Source organism: Paenibacillus rubinfantis (genome assembly GCF_001486505.1).
Lineage (GTDB): Bacteria > Bacillota > Bacilli > Paenibacillales > Paenibacillaceae > Fontibacillus > Fontibacillus rubinfantis.
This window is the reverse complement of sequence record NZ_LN909062.1, coordinates 245777-266090: the sequence shown is the minus strand read 5'-3', so window position 1 is coordinate 266090 and position 20314 is coordinate 245777. Positions and strand designations below refer to the sequence as shown.

Annotated in this window: 18 protein-coding genes and 1 riboswitch; of the genes, 16 read left to right on the top strand and 2 right to left on the bottom strand. The window is 54.3% G+C overall.

Annotated elements, in window-relative coordinates; all coding sequences use genetic code 11:
* Positions 1 to 111: 111 nt before the first annotated feature.
* From BN3277_RS04610 to BN3277_RS04565, 10 genes are all read left to right on the top strand, one after another.
* Entirely contained in the window at positions 112 to 2115 is a 2004-nt protein-coding gene (locus BN3277_RS04610; RefSeq protein WP_059041202.1) for a peptidoglycan D,D-transpeptidase FtsI family protein, read from the top strand.
* Between the two features lie 222 nt (positions 2116 to 2337).
* Positions 2338 to 3312: a metal ABC transporter solute-binding protein, Zn/Mn family gene (locus BN3277_RS04605; RefSeq protein WP_059041112.1), complete on the top strand. Its 975-nt coding sequence runs from the start codon at positions 2338 to 2340 to the stop codon at positions 3310 to 3312.
* Positions 3313 to 3337: 25 nt separating this feature from the next.
* Positions 3338 to 4096 carry a metal ABC transporter ATP-binding protein gene (locus BN3277_RS04600; RefSeq protein WP_059041111.1) on the top strand — a complete coding sequence of 253 codons (759 nt, stop codon included), beginning with the start codon at positions 3338 to 3340 and terminating at the stop codon, positions 4094 to 4096.
* Between the two features lie 4 nt (positions 4097 to 4100).
* Positions 4101 to 5054, top strand: coding sequence for a metal ABC transporter permease (locus tag BN3277_RS04595; RefSeq protein WP_059041110.1), 954 nt, complete (start codon positions 4101 to 4103; stop codon positions 5052 to 5054).
* A gap of 1 nt (position 5055) precedes the next feature.
* Positions 5056 to 5937, top strand: a complete 882-nt coding sequence (locus BN3277_RS04590; RefSeq protein WP_059041109.1) for a metal ABC transporter permease — start codon at positions 5056 to 5058, stop codon at positions 5935 to 5937.
* Positions 5938 to 6106: 169 nt separating this feature from the next.
* Complete coding sequence (locus tag BN3277_RS04585; RefSeq protein ID WP_059041108.1) at positions 6107 to 6943, top strand: prohibitin family protein; 837 nt, start codon at positions 6107 to 6109, stop codon at positions 6941 to 6943.
* 148 nt (positions 6944 to 7091) lie between these two features.
* Positions 7092 to 8579 (top strand): IS1182 family transposase, encoded by a 1488-nt coding sequence (locus BN3277_RS04580; protein ID WP_262362860.1) that lies wholly within the window; start codon positions 7092 to 7094, stop codon positions 8577 to 8579.
* 227 nt (positions 8580 to 8806) lie between these two features.
* On the top strand, positions 8807 to 9550 hold the full coding sequence (locus BN3277_RS04575) for a Cof-type HAD-IIB family hydrolase (protein WP_187380035.1): 744 nt from the start codon (positions 8807 to 8809) through the stop codon (positions 9548 to 9550).
* Between the two features lie 10 nt (positions 9551 to 9560).
* Positions 9561 to 10046: a DUF456 domain-containing protein gene (locus BN3277_RS04570; RefSeq protein WP_059041199.1), complete on the top strand. Its 486-nt coding sequence runs from the start codon at positions 9561 to 9563 to the stop codon at positions 10044 to 10046.
* A 69-nt stretch (positions 10047 to 10115) separates the two neighbouring features.
* Entirely contained in the window at positions 10116 to 11744 is a 1629-nt protein-coding gene (locus BN3277_RS04565; RefSeq protein WP_059041107.1) for a putative polysaccharide biosynthesis protein, read from the top strand.
* Between the two features lie 758 nt (positions 11745 to 12502).
* On the opposite strand, the gene BN3277_RS26390 is transcribed toward BN3277_RS04565, so the two are convergent.
* Positions 12503 to 12829 (bottom strand): DUF2515 family protein, encoded by a 327-nt coding sequence (locus BN3277_RS26390; protein ID WP_059041106.1) that lies wholly within the window; start codon positions 12827 to 12829, stop codon positions 12503 to 12505.
* Entirely contained in the window at positions 12772 to 13905 is a 1134-nt protein-coding gene (locus tag BN3277_RS04555; protein ID WP_392396614.1) for a DUF2515 family protein, read from the bottom strand. The genes BN3277_RS26390 and BN3277_RS04555 overlap by 58 nt, the downstream gene beginning before the upstream one ends.
* Before the next feature lie 144 nt (positions 13906 to 14049).
* Here BN3277_RS04555 and BN3277_RS04550 point away from each other — a divergent pair, with 144 nt between their 5' ends.
* From BN3277_RS04550 to BN3277_RS04525, 6 genes are all read left to right on the top strand, one after another.
* Positions 14050 to 14418 carry a thioredoxin family protein gene (locus BN3277_RS04550; RefSeq protein ID WP_059041105.1) on the top strand — a complete coding sequence of 123 codons (369 nt, stop codon included), beginning with the start codon at positions 14050 to 14052 and terminating at the stop codon, positions 14416 to 14418.
* 137 nt (positions 14419 to 14555) lie between these two features.
* The gene (locus BN3277_RS04545; protein WP_059041104.1) at positions 14556 to 15554 is read left to right on the top strand and encodes a COX15/CtaA family protein; all 999 of its coding nucleotides are present in this window, start codon (positions 14556 to 14558) and stop codon (positions 15552 to 15554) included.
* A 173-nt stretch (positions 15555 to 15727) separates the two neighbouring features.
* On the top strand, positions 15728 to 17494 hold the full coding sequence (locus tag BN3277_RS04540) for a UbiD family decarboxylase (RefSeq protein ID WP_059041103.1): 1767 nt from the start codon (positions 15728 to 15730) through the stop codon (positions 17492 to 17494).
* A gap of 14 nt (positions 17495 to 17508) precedes the next feature.
* Positions 17509 to 18225, top strand: a complete 717-nt coding sequence (locus BN3277_RS04535; protein WP_059041102.1) for a Cthe_2314 family HEPN domain-containing protein — start codon at positions 17509 to 17511, stop codon at positions 18223 to 18225.
* A gap of 91 nt (positions 18226 to 18316) precedes the next feature.
* Positions 18317 to 18476, top strand: a riboswitch (SAM riboswitch).
* A 106-nt stretch (positions 18477 to 18582) separates the two neighbouring features.
* Positions 18583 to 19602 carry a methionine ABC transporter ATP-binding protein gene (locus tag BN3277_RS04530; protein ID WP_059041101.1) on the top strand — a complete coding sequence of 340 codons (1020 nt, stop codon included), beginning with the start codon at positions 18583 to 18585 and terminating at the stop codon, positions 19600 to 19602.
* Positions 19599 to 20267: a methionine ABC transporter permease gene (locus BN3277_RS04525; protein WP_059041100.1), complete on the top strand. Its 669-nt coding sequence runs from the start codon at positions 19599 to 19601 to the stop codon at positions 20265 to 20267. Before BN3277_RS04530 ends, BN3277_RS04525 begins: the two co-directional genes overlap by 4 nt.
* The last annotated feature ends 47 nt before the right edge of the window (positions 20268 to 20314 follow it).

Sequence of the window (20314 nt, the reverse complement as noted above, 5' to 3'; positions counted from 1 at the left end):
AATCCCATGACAGCAGCGACCTTTTCACATCATGTTGAAAAGGTCGCTTTTTTATTGCGGGCGAACAAACGATTTGCCCCATTCATCCTACAGGGAGAGGCGGGAATGGCGATGAACAAATACGTCCCGGAGGATCCGCGGGAACAACAAGCCTCCATGCGACGTCACTTTCATATTCGGCTAAACCTGTTTTTCTTTAGTGCCTTTGCGATGTTCACGCTCATGATTGTCCGACTTGCCCTCATCCAGTTTGTCGAAGGGCCTACGCTCTCCATGGAAGAGGTCAAAATGAGGGTCAGGGAAGTTCCGATGCCGCCAGTCCGGGGATCGATTCTGGCTGCAGGGGGAGAGCAGCTGGCTTATTCCACGCCGATCCAAACCTTGTATTTGACGCTGCAGAAAAGTAACTTCGATTCAACGACCGAAGCAGGTAAAACCAATTTGGCTGAAGCCTCGACTCTGGCTAAAGAGCTGAAAAAGGTGTTCGATATCTATGGTGCTCCGGAATCCATGATGTCCGAGGAAGAGATTCTGGATGCGATGGATTTGAAATTCCGGCGTAGCGGCGGGTTTGCCCCGCGCAGAATCAAAAGCGACCTAACCGAACGGGAGATTGCGTATTTCCTGTCCCAGAAAAACAGATTCCCCGGTTTGGACCTTATCGAGGAGTCGGTGCGGCATTACGATCCAGATCGGGTGGCGGTACAAACGATTGGTTACCTCAAGAAGTACCAGTCCACTTATGATTTAGAGGCGTACAAACCAATGAGGGAACGGAGGGACGCAGACCCGGCACTGCAATATACAGAAGAGGAATTCGTGGGCTTCGACGGGCTGGAGATGTATTATCAGCAAGAGCTGCGCGGCAAGAACGGGTATAAGCGCGTCCCGATTGATCCGCGGAACATGGCGAACGGAGTTGCCGAAATCGTACCCCCGGAAAAAGGATATGACCTGCATACGACACTCAATAAGAACGTACAGCTGGCGGCAGAACAAGCGATCCTGGAGCAAATCGAATGGGTACACAATCATCCTGTATCCGGGAGTGTGCATCCTTTCGCCAAAACGGGTTATGCCGTGGCGATGGAAGTCGACACGGGCAACGTGATCGCGATGGCGAGCATGCCGGATTACGATACGAATGTGTGGCAATCCGGCGGGGTAAATGATGAAGTGTGGAACCAAATTTCCACAAACTATCGAAACGGTACGGTTACGCCGTTTTCCTCTGGGCGTTCCGGCCATGAATTTGACTCGACAGTGTATCTGGGGTCGACAATTAAGCCGCTGTCGGTGTTAATCGGGCTGAACGAAGGGCTGTTTACGACGGCTACGAAATATAATGACCGTGGGATCGCTTATTTTGGCCGCAACGACTCGGCGAGTGTGCGAAACTCCTCGGGTCATGTGTACGGCTCCATCTATCCGGATGATGCCATTCGCTTTTCATCCAATGCGTTTATGGTCGATATGGTCGGGGAAAAGCTGTACAACAAATATCGAGCCCAAGGGATTGATATTTGGGACGATTATATGAAACAGTTTGGGTTAGGCGTCTCCACGGGGATTGATTTGCCCGATGAGTATCGCGGGATATTGGATTATAAAGACGAATCGCAAACGGCGTTGTCCCGCTTGGCCTACGCCTCCTTCGGGCAGCAAGGGAAGTATACAACGATGCAGTTGGCGCAATATGCTGCGACGCTGGCCAATCGGGGGAAGCGGATACAACCTAGACTCGTGCAAAAAATGACCGATGCCGAAGGCCGGGTGGTGGTGCAATTTGAGCCAAGGGTACTAAACGAAGTCAAAATGAAGGACGCCTATTGGGATGAAGTCATCGGCGGGATGCGAACGTCCGTGAGCGCATTTGATGGGTTTCCGTACGATTTTGCGCGCAAGACGGGGACTTCGCAGCAGGCTAACAACAAGGGAGAGCTGTTGGATAACGGCGTGTTTATCGCGTTTGCACCGAGGGAGAATCCCAAGCTGGCTGTGGCAGTTGTTATTCCTGAGGGCGGCTTTGGGGCTTATAGCGCTGCACCGGTTGCCCGGAAAATTTTTGATGCATATGATCGGGAATACGGTTTGGACGGCAAACCCAAAAAATAATTAACTTCCTCAAACGAAGCCCTGCTTGCCAAGAGCGGGCTTTTTAGTTTGGGGAAGTTTTCGAGAACTCGGAAATTCCCCTTGCCTTTTGGGAATCTTTTGCTTAGAATTTGCACTAGGGAAACACTTTTATATATAACTAACAAACAAAGCCGAGGTAAACAAGTGTTTACTTGTACAACATTAGGCTATGAGTGAGTTGACAAGGGGAGGAGAAGCAAAATGGATGAACTGAAGGTGAAGAAAAGCCCGTTGGAAAGGGCAAAAATTACGCTGGGTGTATTGGCGTTAATCGTATTAGCAGCGTGTTCCAAAGTAGAAGGTCAGGCGGATCAAGTTCGGGATGCGGCGCTTGATTCACCGGTACAGGTGGTGGCTACGATCGGGATGATTACGGATGTCGTTCAGGAGGTTGGAGGCGAGCGGGTTGAAGTGAGCGGCCTGATGGGCCCTGGAGTGGATCCGCACTTATACAAGGCGTCGCAGGGGGATATCGAGAAGCTGGATAACGCGGAGATCGTTTTTTACGGCGGGCTGCATTTGGAAGGGAAAATGACGGAGATTTTCGAGAAATTGGAGCAGAAGAAGCGGACCGTGGCCGTCTCAAAGGACATTGATCCCAGTGAATTGCGCTCAGGCGCGGATGCCGGCGGATCGCAATACGATCCGCATATCTGGTTTAACGTCCAGCATTGGGTGACGGCAACCGAAACGATCCGCGACACGTTGTCGGCCTATGATCCGGACCATGCGGACATGTACCGGAAGAACGCCGAGGCGTATATCGCAGAATTGGAGAAGCTGGATGCGGAAGTGAAGGAACGGATCGCGGAGATCCCCGAGCAGGACCGGGTGTTGGTCACGGCGCATGATGCGTTTGGGTACTTCGGAGATGCCTACGGGGTTCGGGTCATGGGCCTGCAGGGGATCAGTACGGCGGCGGAATACGGTTCGAAGGACGTCGCCAAGCTTCGGGATTTCTTGGTCGAAAACAAAATCAAAGCCGTGTTCGTGGAATCGAGTATTCCGACCAAATCGATGGAGGCGGTGATCGCTGGAGCCGCAGAGCTGGGGCATACAGTCAAGATCGGCGGCGAACTGTATTCCGATTCGCTGGGCGAACCCGGTTCCGAGGCGGATACCTACATCAACATGGTCCGCCATAATGTCAACACGATCGTTGAGGCGTTGAAATAAGTCGATGCAGAAAGGGAGAACAGAGATGAACGGATATCCGCTTGAAGTCAGTCGCTTAACGGTGGCTTATCAGAAAAAGCCGGTGTTAAGATCGGTATCTTTTCAAATCCCGGAGGGTCAGTTGATTGGGATCCTCGGTCCAAACGGAGCGGGGAAGTCCACGCTGCTGAAAGCTGTCCTGGGGTTGCTTCCGACCATGGACGGTGAGATTCGTATCTACGAACGGTCTTACCGGGAGCAACGTAAATTGGTCGGTTACGTACCGCAGCGAGAATCAGTGGATTGGGATTTCCCAACCAACGCGCTGGATGTTGTGATGATGGGGCGGTACGGCCAGCTTGGCTGGTTCCGTCGTCCCGGGGTGAAGGAGCGGCAGATCGCCCTCGAGTGTCTGGCGAAGGTCGGGATGGGGGAGTATGCCGGGCGCCAGATCAGCCAATTATCCGGCGGCCAACAGCAGCGGGTGTTCCTGGCACGGGCTTTGGCGCAGGACGCGCAGGTTTATTTTATGGATGAACCGTTTGCCGGGGTGGATGCTACCACGGAAAAAGCGATCATCGCTCTGCTGCACGAGTTGAAAGAGCAAGGAAAAACGGTGTTGGTCGTCCATCACGATTTATCCACGGTTAGGGAATATTTCGATCACGTTTTGCTGCTGAACGGTGAACTGATTGCCGCCGGCCCCACCGGGGAGACGTTTACACCGGAAAATCTGCACAAGACCTACGGCGGGAAGATCGCCATGCTGGCGGATTTTGGCGCTGTACCTGCGGGGACGGTGTGATACGATGCTAACGAATTTATGGAATTGGATTACCGACCCCAATCTGCAGTGGATCCTGATGGGCTCCCTGCTGCTTGGCTTAGGCAGCGGTGTCATTGGCTCTTTTACGTACCTTCGAAAACAAAGCTTGCTTGGCGATGCGTTGGCGCACGCCGCACTGCCGGGGATTTGCATCGCCTTTATGCTGAGCGGCGTCAAATCGGTGGGCCTGTTTATGCTCGGCGCGATCCTCGCCGGGATGGCGGCGACGTTTGGCATCTCCGCCATTACCCGGTATACGCGGATCAAGCAGGACGCGGCGCTGGGGATTGTGCTGTCCGTGTTTTTTGGCATCGGGATCGTGATGTTGACCAAAATCCAGCACAGCGGCAACGGGAACCAAAGCGGGCTCGACAAATACATGTTTGGCCAGGCGGCCTCGATGATGCTGGCAGACGTCTACCTGATGGGCGCGGTATCCGTGCTGCTAATTGCCATATGCGCTTTGCTCTTTAAAGAGTTGAAGCTGGTGAGCTTTGATCCCGGCTTTGCCCGGGGCATGGGGCTTAAGGTCGCCTTTCTTGAGCAATTGCTGCTGTTGATGACCGTTGTGGCGGTTGTTGTGGGCATTCAAGCCGTGGGCGTCGTGCTGGTGGCCGCCCTGCTGATTACACCGGCGGTGGCTGCCCGATATTGGACCGACGCGTTAGGTGTGATGGTCATCCTGGCCGGTGTATTCGGAGCGTTGTCGGGGGTCACCGGCACGCTGATCAGCTCCACCTTATCGAACCTGCCGACGGGTCCGGTAACGGTGCTTGCCGCAACTTCCTTGTTTTTCGTCTCCGCCGTGTTTGCGCCGAATCGGGGGCTGGTGGCCAAGTGGGTTCGCCGCTGGCGCAGCCGCAGTGAGGTACAGCAACCTGCGGAGCTGGCGATGATCCGGCAAGCGGGAAACGCGGTCGAAAGGGGAGTGGACTAACATGGCCGATTTTTGGATTATTTTAACCGGCACGCTGGTCGCGGCGTCTTGCGGAATTTTAGGCTGTTTTCTCGTCTTGCGAAAAATGGCCATGGTGGGGGACGCCATCAGCCATTCCGTGCTGCCGGGTATCGCGATCGCGTTTCTGATCAGCAGCTCGCGGGACTCCCTGCTCATGCTGATCGGAGCGGCCGTGTTAGGGCTGATCACCGTGTTCTTGATCCAGGCGCTACAGCAAAGCGGACTTCAATCCGATGCCTCGATCGGCATTGTGTTTACGGCACTGTTTGCCGTCGGCGTGATCCTGATCAGCCGTAACGCTTCGCATATTGACCTGGACCTGGATTGCGTGTTATTCGGTGAAATCGCCTATGTTCAATGGGACACCTGGGTTTGGAACGGCTACGATATGGGGCCGATCGCCGTCTGGATGTTGGGCGGAACGCTCCTCTTCGTGCTGGCGGCTATCCTGCTCTTCTACAAGCAGTTTAAGCTTTGTGCTTTTGACCCGGCATTGGCGGCCGCGGTGGGGATACCGGTAGCGTTGTTCCACTATTTGCTAATGGGATTAGTTTCGCTGTCGACGGTCGCCTCTTTTGAGAGCGTAGGAGCGATTCTGGTCGTCGGCATGCTAATCATCCCAGCTTCCGCAGCGTACCTGTTGACCGATCGGCTTAGCGTGATGCTCGGGTATAGTGTGCTGATCGGGGCGATTAGTGCCGCTGGCGGCTACTATGCGGCCAAATGGCTGGACGCCTCCATCGCTGGCTCGATGGTTACGGTCGCCGGCATTCTGTTTCTGCTGGCGCTGGTGGGCTCCCCGAAACAGGGTCTGATCGCCCGGTTCGGGAGAAGAAGACGCCTGGACTCCGCAGCCGTTTAAGTTGACGGAAGGGCCTCCATACGCGCGGCTTGAAAACGATGTGTTCATGAAGGCGATACATTTTCGTCAAGTTTTTGCTACCAAGTACCGTTCTTCTCCGTATTACTTGATATATAGTTAGCCGGTTAACAGGACCGGTCAGACCATACAGTAAGGGAGAGGGATTCATATGGAGGCAGGTACGCAGCAACAGCCAAAGAAAAATGTACCCGTGGGGAAATGGATATCAACGGCTATCATCGTCATCGTCGTGCTGATCGTCGGATCCAACAGCTATGCACAGGTCGAGTACGGTCATGTCGGCTTGTACAAAACGTTCGGGAAGTTGAACAACAATATCTTGTCCCCGGGCATGCATTTCAAAATACCTTTTATGCAAACCGTCATTCAGGTCAATACGCAGGTCACCAAGACGGAAACGGACACGACCGCTTCCTCCAAGGATCTACAGCCGGTCTCGACCCATGTTGCCGTTAACTATTCGGTAAATAAGGATTCGGCGTACAATCTGATGAACAATATCGGCGGTAATTTTGATACGGTTATTATTAACCCGGCTGTGCAGGAAATCGTTAAGGAAGTAACGGCCCGTTACCAGGCCGAGGACTTGATCGCCAAGCGGGATGTGGTTGCCGGGGAGATCAGTGAACATTTGACTTCCCGATTAGCCAAATATGACTTGATTGTTAATGAAATTAACATCGTCAATTTTAAGTTTTCCGACGCGTTTAACCAATCGATTGAAGCCAAGCAGGTTGCTCAGCAGCAAGCCCTGAAAGCCAGCAACGACCTGAAGCGGATTCAGATCGAGGCACAGCAGAAGATCGCTCAGGCTGAAGCCGAGGCCGAAGCCCTGAAGCTGAAGAAACAGGAAGTTACGCCGGAGCTGGTACAACTCAAGCAGATCGAGGTGCAGGAGAAGGCGTTGGAGAAATGGGACGGCAAGCTTCCGCAAGTGACGGGCGGCGCCACGCCTTTCATCGACATTGATTCTTTGACCAAGTAATGATAATTTAATTGAATTTGAGCAGAGCCAGCCCGCCCTCAGGAGAGCCCTGCAAAACGAATACAGTTTCTGTAAAAAGCAACCCAGTACCCCTTCGGTACTGGGTTTGCTGTATACTGGAAGAAAAAAAGAAGCGAGTTGAGCCGTTTTGCTGCAGCCAGCCAGACAACTAACCGCATCATTCCATGCGGAGCTATATCAGCTTGTGCCGAAAGACCATCTGCTTCGCAAGATCGATGCTGCGGTGGATTTCGGATTTGTATATGAATTAGTGGAAAATTCCTACTGCAAGTATTACGGCAGGCCGGCAAATGAGCCGGAACTGCTGTTTCGTTTGCTGTTTTTGCAGCTCCTGTACAACCTCTCGGATGAGCGAATGATTCAGGAAGCTGAGGTGAATCTAGCTTACAAGTGGTTTCTCGGGATCAATCCGGAGGATCCGCTGCCAGACGCCTCCCAGCTATCGCGGTTCCGTAATCACCGGCTAGGAGCAAGTCAGGTCGAAGACATACTGAAGCATGTGGTCAGTCAATGTATCAAGCAAGGCTTGGTCAAAAGCAAAACTATCATCATGGATGCCACGCATACACTGGCCGGCAGCCCAAAACAAAAGCCATTCGAAGTGCTGCGTGACGCGGCCAAGCGTCTGTTTCGCGTCGTAGTCAAACGCCACCCCAAGTTGGAGAAGAAACTACCTAAGCTGCCCTCTGTTAAAAGCGAAGATGCGGAGGCGGAGAAAACCATGCTGAGCTACTTGGCACAGCTGGGAGAGACTGTGGAGGAACTGCTACCGGACCATGAAGGAGCGGTGAGCGAGAAACTGGGCATCGCCAAACAAATCATCGAGGATGAGCGATTACTCTCACACAAGGGGATTCTCTCCGCCATCGACCCGGATGCACGTTTCGGCTGGAAGAGTAGTTCGAAATCGTTTTTTGGCTACAAAGAACATATCGCCATGACGGAAGAAGAGATCATTACCGCGCTGGAGGTAACACCAGGAAGCACCGACGACGGCAAGCAATTACCGGCATTGCTCGAACAAACCACAGCTAACGGCGTAACCGTAAACGAAATCATAGCGGATACCGCCTATTCCGGCAAGGATAATCTGGCCAGAATGAAAAAGGAACCCATATCGCCTGTCGTGCCCTTAAACCCGATTGTCCACGAAGGGGGCGAGCGTCAAGAAGGGTTCGAATATAACAAAGATGCCGATTTCGTCGTTTGTCCGGCCGGTGAGCGAAGCAAACGCAAGGCGATTCAAGGCAGCAAGACCAGCGGAGAGAGTCGTTCGCTTGTCTATTACTTTGACGTCGAGAAGTGTAAAACCTGTCCGCTGCGCGAAGGATGCTACAAGCCGGGCGCCAAGAGTAAGACTTACTCGATTCGAATCATCGCTGAACACTATAAGGAACAGATCGAGTTCGAATTCAGTGATACGTTCAAGGAACGAATCAAGCGCAGACCGATCATTGAACACAAGAATGCGGAAATGAAGAGATTCCACGGTATGGATACAGCCAGATACCGGGGTCTCTTCCGCATGCGAATACAAGCCTACCTCACCGCGTTTGTGGTAAACGTAAAACGGATGGTGAAGTTAAAAGAGCAAAAGCAGCCCATCCTCGGGTGAGGATGAAGCTGCTTTTTCCGTCTTATCAAATTTATTTTCCAGTTCCGAGCCCCAATACCCTAAAAACGAGGCTTTTGCAGGGCTCTCCCTCAGGGGCGGCTTTTTTTCGTGCAGGCGGACTGCTTTGCCGTGTGACGCTAAGCTTTGTCGGAACCTGGGATTATGGTAAAATGTCGGTATGCTGTTTAGAGAGTAAGATCAATTGTGGATAGGGGAGCTGTCTGTTGTTGAAATACAAACTGTTGGCGCTGGATATGGATGGAACGCTGCTAAATGATGAGCACCAAATTACGCCGGAGACGGAACGCTGGATTCGCAAGGCGGCGGCCGCTGGGGTTCATGTCTGCTTGTCGACGGGACGCGGATATCAGGAGGCGGTTCCTTACGGCGATCAACTTGATCTCGGAACGCCGATGATCACGGTGAACGGAAGCGAAGTGTGGAAATCGCCGCATGAGTTGTACAGCCGGGTGCTTCTCGACCGATCTGTCGTTTCGAAAATGTACGACATTTCCCGGGAAAAGAAAGTGTGGTTCTGGGCTTATGCCGTCGAAGGCAGCTATAATGAAACGAATTGGCAGCCTGAACTATTGGAGCGGAATCAGTGGATGAAGTTCGGGTATTTTACCGAGGATGATGTGGTGAGGGAAGATATTTTGCGGCAGCTGCAAGTGATGGGCGGTCTAGAAATCACGAATTCTTCCCCGCACAATTTGGAGATTAACCCCAAAGGAATAAGCAAAGCCAGCGGTATTCATGCCGTTTGTGGACTGCTTGGGCTGGAGATGTCCGAGGTCGTGGCGATTGGTGACAGCTTAAATGACCTGGCGGCAATCGAAGCCTCGGGGCTTGGCGTAGCGATGGGCAACGCCCAGGAGGCCGTGAAGGAGAAGGCGGATGTCGTCACCGCGTCGAATAATGAGGATGGAATTGCCTGGATCATTCGGGATTATATTTTGACGGAGGAGTGAGAGGATGGCGCTGTCCGTAATTGGCTGGATTCTGGTGATCGCCTTGTTTGCCGTGGGGATGGCCGGAGCCGTGTATCCCATATTACCCGGGGTGCTCGCGGTTTATTTTGCCTTTTTCGTATATGGATGGTTTTTCTCGTTTGAACCGTTTGGCCCGTTTTTCTGGATCCTGCAAACCCTAATCATCATCGTACTGATGGTAGCGGATTACGCGGTTGGAGCCTGGGGGGTTAAAAAATTCGGAGGCAGTAAGCTGTCGGTTTGGCTCAGTACGATCGGCATCATCGTGGGGCCGTTTGTGATCCCGGCTTTTGGCTTAGTACTGGGTCCGTTGATTGGCGCGATGATCGGAGAATTAATCAAAGGCGAGTCGCTGGCCAAATCGTTCAAAGTTGGCGTCGGTTCGGTCGTTGGCTTGTTTAGCAGCATGGTCGTTAAGGTGATTTTGCAGTTGGTTATGATCATCGTATTTATCATATGGATCGTTGCGTTTTAAGGCTTGATTCTTGATTATAGATAGATACAGATAGCACTCATCAGGATTGCGGGAAAGAAGGAATCGGTTTTGTCGAAAAAGGAATCGTTCATTAAAGGTACGTTAATATTAGCGGGGGCTGCCCTGATCGCGAGGGTGCTCGGCTTGTTCCAGCGCGTTCCGTTGGAGCACATTCTCGGTGATATCGGGAATGCGTCGTATTCGCAAGCAAATGCGGCTTATTTCATGCTGTTAACTTTAGCGACAGCGGGGATTCCAAGTACGCTGAGCAAAATGGTGTCGGAGCGGCATGCGCTAAACCGGCCGGAGGAAGCACGTCGCGTTTATCAAGCGGCGCTTTTATTTGCAGGCGCGGCAGGCGTGGTGATGTTCGTGCTGTTGTTTGCTCTGGCGCCTTATTATGCCAAGGCTTCCGGCGTTCCGGAATCGGTCGTCGCCATTCGGGCATTAGCTCCAGCGCTGCTACTCTTCCCGCTAATCGCTATTATCCGCGGTTATTTGCAGGGGCGGAACATCATGATCGCCGGTGGCGTGTCGCAGGTTATTGAGCAAATCGTGCGGGTAGCCACCGGCATTATTTTGGCGTTTGTGTTGTTTAACTGGGGATACTCGGGCGAACAGATCGCGGCGGGCGCGACGTTTGGCGCAGTACTCGGCGGTGTGGCGGCACTGATCGTGATGCTGGTTTACAGCATGAAGTTACAGCGGAAGGACCAGACCGAGGGACAAGTGAAGCCGCAGAACGACGCCGCGCGTATATCGTTTAAGCGAATCTATGCGGAGATCTTCAAGCTGTCGATTCCGATCGTGCTCACTGCGCTGGCCGTCCCGGCGGTTAACTTCATCGACAACTCGATCCTGAAGCCGCTGCTAACCGGACAAATCGGTTCCGGACAAGCCACCTACATCCTCGGGATTCTCGGGAACCGCGCGCAGATGATCGCCGGGATTCCGCCGATTCTGGCGATTGCGCTTAGCCAATCGCTGGTGCCGATCATCTCCGCCGCATACGCGCGCAAAGACCAGGAGCATCTGCAACGTCAGGTGACCCTGGCGATGCGGGTTGCGGTGCTGAGCGGGATGCCGATCATCCTTGCGCTGGGCACGGCGGCTTACTCCGTCAACGGGCTGCTGTTCAGCACCCGGGACGGCAGCAGCATCGTGGCGTTGTTGACGTTTGCGACGATCTTCCAAATTACGATGATGACCAGCAATTCGATCCTGCTGGGCGTAGGCAAAGCCAATTTGTCGATGGTGCATGTGGCGATCGGCATTCTCGTGAAGCTGGCGGCCAGCTATGTGTTGGCGCAGTTTTGGGGGATTTATGGCATCATTATCGCCACGGGGCTTTGTTTCCTTGTGATCACGTTGCTGAATGTACGGGCGATGAAGCAAATCGTGCCGTTCTCATTGATGGGCAGCCGCTGGGGCGGGTTCCTGGTGACGGTGGTTGCATTGTCCGGTGTCGGCTACGGCTTGAATCAAGCCGGGATCCAGATGGTTGATCTGATGCCGGCGCGGGTCGCCTTCTTCTTGACCTGCTGCATCGTAGGCGTGGCGGTGGTCGCGTTGTACCCGGTACTGCTCATCCTGCTGCGCGTCGTCCGAAAGGACGAACTGGCCGGTTACCCTGCCCCCCTGCGCAAAATCCTCTCCCCGCTGATGCGGTTGCAGCGCGGAGGCCGGCAAGCGGGATAACGCCGGTCCCTCCCCTCTACGACTCTTTCTCTATAGGCGCCTTTGCATGATTATCCCTTTGATTCAGGCCAGGGAAGTCGTGCTTGGCGCCTTTTGCGTGATTATCCCTTTTGCTCAGGGTGGTGTGGCGTATTGCTGCCTTTGCACGATTATCCCTTTGGTTCAGAACAGGTGGTTGTCAGACCCCTTTGCATGATTATCCCTTTTGCTCAGTTTGGATGGGCGTTTGCTGCCTTTGTATGATTATCCCTTTGGTTCAGGTTAGATGATAGTCGGATGAACTTTGCATGATTATCCCTTTTGTTCAGGTGAGTAGAAGTAGCAGAGTGCGTTCCCGATTTGGCATTTTGCCTATATTCTAGGTACCTGATCATACGGGATAATGGTGCAAAGGGGGCTGGACAAGGGGTTCCTAGCCCCTAGGGTAAGCACTCTTCCATCACATCGAGCTCCCGGCTCAGGGTGGTGGGGCGTTTGTTCCCTTTGTGTGATTATCTCTTTGGTGGGCTATTTTCCAGGTACCTGATCATACGGGATAATGGTGCAAAGTGAGCTGGAGAGAGGGGGACCCGCATGTGGGCGAACCGCGGATAGACGAACTGCTGGCCAAGGGTGGGCGAACTGCAGATGGACGAACTGCTGGACCAAGGGTGGGCGAACTGCGATAGACGAACTGCTGGTGGCGACCCATAGGTGGGAGACCTGTGGCATTGACTGGCCCGTGGCATGGCAGACCCGCGGGATAGGGAGACCGCGGGTCAGCGCTCCTCCACCGCATCGTGCACGAATGCGGTCTCGAGGATGCCGTTCCTGTGCGACCGGCTGATGTCGCACAGGAACGGCGCTTTTGGCGCGCTGATGCCGTCCAGCGCGCGGGTGTCCTTGAGCCAATCCTCCCGGGTGATTGGCTCGTAGGCGGTGTCGCCCCAAGCGCTGAGCAGCTTGGGGCTGTAGAGACGCTGGCCCGGCGGCAGCGTCTCCTGGGCGAGAAGCTCTGACCCCTGCACCTTGGTGGTCAGAGCTTCTTCTAAATTGGCCGTGAACAGCTCCGGCCAATAGTCCGCCCGCGAGCCGCTGTGCGGCACGCTCGCGGCGAACCGCTCCGCGCCGTTTCTTGGGCGGCTTTTGTCTCTTTTGGGTTGACCAGAAAAACCCCAAAAGACCTGCAATTATCCTCCCGGCTCGGCCTCTTATCCCCATCTAGAGTTGAATAAGAGACGGCGGCGCGGTAGCCCATGAGCATCGCGTATAGGCTCTTGCCTAACGCGATGCGGGCCGGCAGGCTGCCGAAGTCGGAGACGGTGCGCCCCGCTAAGCGGCGCACCTTCCCGCCGGCAGCCCCGTCGCCCTTCGCCTGTTCAATCAGCGGGAACACCACCTGGTTTAATCCAGCCAGGCTGAACAGGCGGAAGTTCATTTTTCCCGTGACGTGCTTCTGGAAGTAGGGGTGGCGGACCACGCGTTTTTCGATATAGTTCTGCTCGTTAATGATCAGTCCGATGGTGAGCAAAGCGCTGCCGCGATCGATCCAGAACCGTTCCCAGAACGGACGCATAAAACGAGAGACGTGAAAAAACGGCAGCAGGTGGAATCGGCTGGCTCCAAGCTCCCGGCTCTTCATATACAACCGAAGCTGCGGGTAGGCGTCCTGGAAAATCAAAGCGTTGCTGCGTTCCAGAAACCGATAGGTGAGCCGTCTCTCCTCGGCGTCGACGACATCGGCCATCCGGCTGCTGTGCAGGTCCGTCATATTCCAGCCGGCATTCCGCGAGACCATATGCGCGAGGAACGCCCAATGCAGCTCCGGGCAGGTTTGATAGCAGGCGAGGTACGCCGCCGTCCGGCTGATGTTGTTCGCCCCGGCCAACCGCGTCTCCTCGGCGATGGCTTCGACCAGTCGCAAATCCTCGGCGCTGTACTCTTCCCCAGTCGATGCGGGTCTGGAGGGGGCGGTGCGCCGCAGCTGCTCCTCGATTTCGGTGATCACCGTGCTGGCAGCCGCCTCGTTCCAGCCCAAAGAAACCGTCTCTTTCCGCATTCGGGACGAATCGGAGAACGAGGCGGTTTTGCTTCGAAGCATGGTTGAAAAAACGGCGGGCAGGCGAAACACCAATCTCCGCAGCTGGATTGCCTTCCGCTTGGTCTGACGGGGATCGCCCATTGGGTTCCGCCCTCCCTTCCTCCGACTCGCGAATATTTGTCCGCTGACAAGGCATAATACATTACCAGTATGTCCGAAAGATTTGACTTCCACTCCCGGTTTTGGTTGACTAGAAGTACCTTAATGGAAAGGAAGGTTTATCGAATGAAAAAAATAACTTCCCCCGCGGAATTTCAAGTCAGCATTCAATCCAGCAACCTAATTGTGGCTGTGTTTAAAGCTGATTGGTGCGGGGATTGCAAATTTATAGATCCGTTTATGCCAGAGGTCGAGGAGAAGTACGAAGGTCGCTTGACGCTGATTGAGGTCGATGTCGATCAGGTTGGCGATGTCAGCCAGGAGCAGAATATTTTGGGGATCCCCAGCTTTGTCGCTTATACCGATGGGCGCGAGTTGGTTCGGTTCGTTAATAAATTGCGCAAATCCCGCGAGGAGATTGAAAATTTCCTAAACCAAGCGTTGGATGTGTACCATACGCTGCATGACACACCGGAAACTCGGGATACTTTGTAAAACGCCATTATATCCATCACACCGCCGCAGGAATTCCTCTTGCGGCGGTGTCTATTTTTCAACATTTTCTATGAAAGAAGTTGCATCATCGGTTATAATGAAGGGGATTTAGCGATTAACTAAAAGGTGTGAACCGTTTGAATACGAAATTGTTGAAATGGCTGAGTTACGCCTCCTGCTTCGTGATGTTCCTGGCCACGCTGGGCGGCAGCGTGGTGACCAAAACGGAATCGGGGCTGGGCTGCGGCAATGATTGGCCGCTTTGTCACGGGAAATTTGTACCCGCACATACGCTGGCTTCCATGATCGAGTATTCTCATCGTGCCGTCAGCGGGGCGGCTGGATTATTTTCTTTGGCGGCGTTTGTCGCTTTTTGGTTGTACCGAAAAAACCGCAAAGACCTGCAATTATACTCCCTGCTAGCCTTGATCTTCGTGATGGTCCAAGCCGTCATGGGGGCGATGGCGGTGATCTATCCTACCTCGTCCGCCGTTATGGCGCTGCATTTTGGGTTCTCATTAATCGCCTTTGCCAGCTCGGTCATGCTGGTGTTAGGCGTCCGCCAGGAAGAACGCGGACAAGTTGGTAAGGCGTCCAAAGCCCAAGACCCTGCCCTGGATCAGGTCCAAGTCCATGCTCCCGCGGCCCGTGTGTCCAAAGCGTTCCGCAACTTGACCTGGTTGGCTACGGGTTACACGTATATTGTTGTGTATATTGGGGCTTATGTCAGCCATACGGACTCGGCCGGCGGGTGCAGCGGATGGCCGTTATGCAACGGACAGCTGGTTCCCGGTTTGTCCGGAGGGGAAGGCATCGCCTTCATCCATCGGGTCGCGGCCGCCCTATTGCTGGTCGTGATCGCCACGGTTGGGCACTTTGCCTTCCGTAAGCACCCCGGTCTGCCGGAAATCCGCAAGCTGGGCGTCGCCGCAACGCTGCTGGTGATCGTTCAGGTGTTTACCGGGGCGACCATCGTGCTCACGCTAAACAACTACCACGTCTATCTGTTTGCTTCGTTGGCGCACATTCTCGTGTTGGCCGCTTTATTTGGCGTCCTATGCTATCTTAGCGTTCGGACCTGGCAACTGAGCCGAACGGCTGAGGTCCAGGCACCGCCGACCGGCAAGGCGGTCTAACTCACAGGCTGAGGGCGACAAGCTCCAGCAACGAGGCGGCGAGTTGCGATTGTCATGAATCTGTAGAATGACAGACGCTCAGGCAGCCGCTTAGGTAAGGTATACTTTTCTCTATAAGTAAACGTACTGCAACGACTGGGCAACAACCCCGTCTCATTAGGAGGATCAACGAGATGACTTACAAGAACCTGCGGCAATGGATCGATGCGCTGCAAAAAGAAAACGACCTGGCCATCATCGACGTACCCGTCGACCCCTACCTGGAGTTGGCCGAGATTCACCGGCGGGTCATTGATGACGGGGGTCCGGCTTTGCTGTTCACCAACGTCAAAGGAACGCCGTTCCCGGTGGCAACTAACCTGTTCGGGACGCCACGCCGGGTGGAAATGGCGTTTGGTCCCCGCCCCGAAATGCTTGCTAACCAGCTGGTCGAGGCTATACATAAACTCTTGCCGCCGACACCCAAAGCAATTTGGAACGAGCGCGGGCTGATTCGCGACGTGTTGAAGGTTGGTATGAAGACCGTATCCAAAAACGAAGCTCCCATCCTCGAGGTCTGCCGGACGGAAGCGCCGCTGAAGGATCTGCCGAAAGTGACAAGCTGGCAGAAGGACGGCGGCCCTTTTATCACGCTTCCGCTTGTGTATACGGAAAATCCGCTGCAGCCAAAGGAAAACAACCTGGGCATGTACCGGATTCAATTGTACGATGATCAGACGACCGGTGTGCACTGGCAAATCCAAAAAGGCGGCGGCTTCCACTACCACGAAGCCGAGAAGCGGGGCGAACCGCTGCCGGTTTCCGTGTTCCTGGGCGGGCCACCCGCCATGGTCGCTTCGGCGATTTCGCCGGTTCCTGAGCATCTGTCCGAGCTGCTCGTCGCTTCGTTTATCCTGGGCGAGAAGCTGCCGATGGCGGAAAATCCGCTCGGCGGCCACCGAATTCCGGCCGAGTCTGAATTTGCCATCTCCGGCCTGGTGCCGCCGCATGAACGCCGACTCGAAGGGCCGTTCGGCGACCATTTCGGCTACTATTCCTTGCAGCATGAGTTTCCGGTGCTGCACGTCAATCACATGTGGCATCGCAAGGATGCCATCTATCCGGCAACGATCGTTGGCAAACCACGCCAGGAGGATTATTACTTAGGCGATTTCCTGCAAAAGCTGCTATCCCCAGCGTTTCCGATCGTCATGCCGAATGTGCGCTCCTTGTGGACTTATGCGGAGAGCGGGTTCCACGCGCTCAGCTCGGCCGTGGTTCGCGAAAGCTACTCCCGCGAAGCGCTGGTATCGGCGTTCCGCATTCTGGGAGAAGGTCAGCTGTCGCTGACCAAAGTCCTCATGCTGACGGACAAGCTGATCGATCTGGCGGACTTCCGCCTGCTGCTTAAGACGGTGCTGGAGCGTTTCGATCCACGTACGGATCTGTTTATTCTCAACAATACGTCGCATGATACGCTGGATTATACCGGCCATAAACTGAACCACGGCAGTAAGGCGATTCTGATCGGCGTTGGCGATCCGGTGCGCGAGTTGCCTCGTGCGTACGAAGAAGGCGAAATCGCCGAAATCGATCAAATCCAAGTTTTTCATGATGGATGTCTTGTCGTTTCCGGTGCATCCTATGAGGACGAGCCGGAGCTGGCCCATCGGCTGCTTGGTCGGTTGCGCGAGCGCGGGACCGCATGGCCTTTTGTGGTGCTGGTGGATAACGCAGAAGCGGCTGCTCATGATCAGACGGCGTTCCTGTGGACGGTGTTTACGCGGTTTAATCCAGCAAGCGACATTTACGCCGCTTCCGAGGTGCGCCAGCATCATCTGGCCTATGGACTGCCGCTCGTGATTGATGCCCGCATGAAGCCGGGTTATCCGGATGAGCTGTTCCCGCAGGAGGACATCGTGTCCTTAGTGGATCAGCGTTGGAAATCCTACTTTCTGTGAAACGAGGAATGCCTATGCTGCGAAGCTTGCTGGGCGAGCCGCCTCGGCAAAACGAGGGCCGGCTGGCCGAAACGATCGACGCGATGGTGCAAACGATCAGGCTGCTGCAAAAGGAAATCAAGGAGCATCAGGATCCTTCCCATGATTTCCGCAAGCTGGAGATTTGGGTACACGGCTTGATCTCTTCGTTGGATGAGCTCGAACAATGTTTGTATGCGGCAACCTATTTCCGCCAAAAGGTACGGACGGAATCCGTCGAGGATATGGATCCGGTAGAGCGGTCTGATTACGCGCGGTACGTGTATTTCTACAAGGACGGCTTCATTCGAGTGTTCTCGGCGCTGGACAAGTTGGGGACGGTGCTGAACGAGCTGTTTGATCTGAAAACGTCGAAGGTGAAGACGCATTTTTCTTATTTTACCGTGCTGCGCCAGTTTGCTTATCTGAAGACCCATACCGAGCTTGGGAACCGGCTGAACACCATTAAGGAAACCAACCGGGAAGCGCTTGGCGTGCTGCGGCGCCGGAGAAACACGGAGATCCACTACATGAACTCCGAAATGAAAGACGATTTGTGGCAGCGGCATCAAGCGCTGTTTGGGAAGATTGCGCTGGAGGATCTGGACCAGCATATCCGCGAGCTGGAGCAGGGCTACCGCATGGTGTGCGACACATATTTCACGACATTTGATTACGTCAATCAGCGCTGGAAAAAAATAACGGCGATCTAATCCGATCGCCTTTCTTATTTTTCCTCTTTACAAAATAGGCAAAACTCATTATACTCATCAATAGTTTACATCTACTGATAATTTCATATTTTTCTTATCGAGAGAGGCGGAGGGAAAGGCCCGATGAAGCCCAGCAACCGATTCACCCGTGATGGCGGAAGGAGTAGCCGCACTCGTCACGGACTGAATGTCATGGTGCTAATTCCTTCAAAACCGATGCGTTTGCAGCAGATGGTTTTGGCAGATGAGAAGGCATTGTCTTTACGTAAAGAGAGCCCTTTGAATCTGTGAGGGCTCTTTTCTTTTTTTCATACGCCGGTCGATAATTGTTTATGCTAGGTACAGGAGGTTAGCCGATTGATTGAACTTAAAGGGATTACTAAAATATACGGCACGAAAAAAACGGCGACCACCGCGCTGTCCGGGTTAAACCTGAGCGTTCGCAAAGGGGAAATCTTTGGCGTCATCGGCCACTCTGGCGCTGGCAAAAGCACGTTGATCCGCTGCATCAATTTGCTGGAGCGGCCAACCGAAGGCGAGGTGTGGGTCGGTGGGGTCGAGCTGACGCGGCTTGGCAAACGTGAGCTGCAGCAGCAGCGCCGCAAGATCGGAATGATTTTTCAACATTTTAATCTACTCTCCTCGGCGACGGTATACGATAACATCGCTTTTCCGCTGACGCTGATCGGAACGCCGAAGGCGGCGATCGCGGAGAAGGTGAATGAGCTGCTGGCTCTGGTCGGCTTGGAGGAGCACCGCCACAAGTATCCGGCTCAGCTCTCCGGCGGTCAAAAGCAGCGCGTTGGTATCGCTCGAGCGCTGGCCAGCGATCCGGACGTGCTGCTATGCGACGAGGCGACCTCGGCGCTTGACCCGCAGACGACGGATTCGATCCTGAAGCTGTTGCTGGACATCAACCAGCGGTTCCAACTGACGATCCTGCTGATTACGCATGAGATGCACGTCATCCAAAGCATCTGCGATCGCGTGGCGGTCATTCACGAAGGCGGCATTGTGGAGCAAGGTCCGGTGACGGAGGTGTTCCTGAAGCCGAAGCATGGGGTGACCCGGGAGTTTATTCACCGGGGTGCAGCGGGGGATGAGGGCATCCGGCTGCCGTCTTCTGTTCCGCCTCCGGCGTGGTCCAGACTGGTGAAGATCACCTTCTTAGGCGCAAAAACCTACGAATCAGTGTTATCCCAGGTCGTGCGAGAAACCGGCGTTAACTTCGCCATTCTGCAAGGGACGATCTCCACGATCAAGGATACCCCGTACGGTCAACTGACCGTGTCGTTCGAAGGTGATGATGACCGGGTGGAGCGTACACTGTCGCTCCTGCGGGAACGCGATCTTGATGTGGAGGTGATCGAATCATGAGAGGTCTGGATCTCGGAGCAATCGATTGGTCGGAGATGGGCGCGGCCACGCTGGATACGTTGGAGATGATGGGGTATGCCACCTTGTTCACCTTCGTGATCGGGCTCCCGCTGGGGGTGCTGCTGTTTACCTTCTCGCGTTCCCAATCCTTGGTATTAGGATGGGTTTACCGTTTGATTTCGCTGGTCGTTAACATTCTTCGCTCGGTTCCGTTCATCATCTTGATCGTTGCGTTGATCCCGGTCACGCGGGCCATCATGGGTGTATCCACCGGCGTCGAAGGGACGATTCCGCCGCTGGTGATCGGGGCTGCCCCGTTCTTCGCCCGGCTGGTGGAGACGGCGCTGCGCGAGGTGGACCGTGGGGTGATCGAAGCTTCTCAGGCGATGGGGGCTTCCTCATTCCAGATCATCCGTAAGGTGCTGCTGCCGGAATCGCTGCCCGGCCTGATTGCCGGCATGACGATCACCGTAGTTACGCTGGTCTCCTATACCGCAATGTCGGGTATGGTGGGCGGCGGCGGACTTGGCGATCTGGCGATCCGTTACGGCTACTACCGGTATGAGACGGGGATCATGATCGTTTCGGTCGTTTTCATGGTGATTCTGGTACAGGTGCTGCAAATGCTGGGAGACCGGCTGGTGATCTTTTTTACGCGGAAATAAGGAAACATAAATATATAGAACTATCCTTATTCAAAAAAACACTCTTA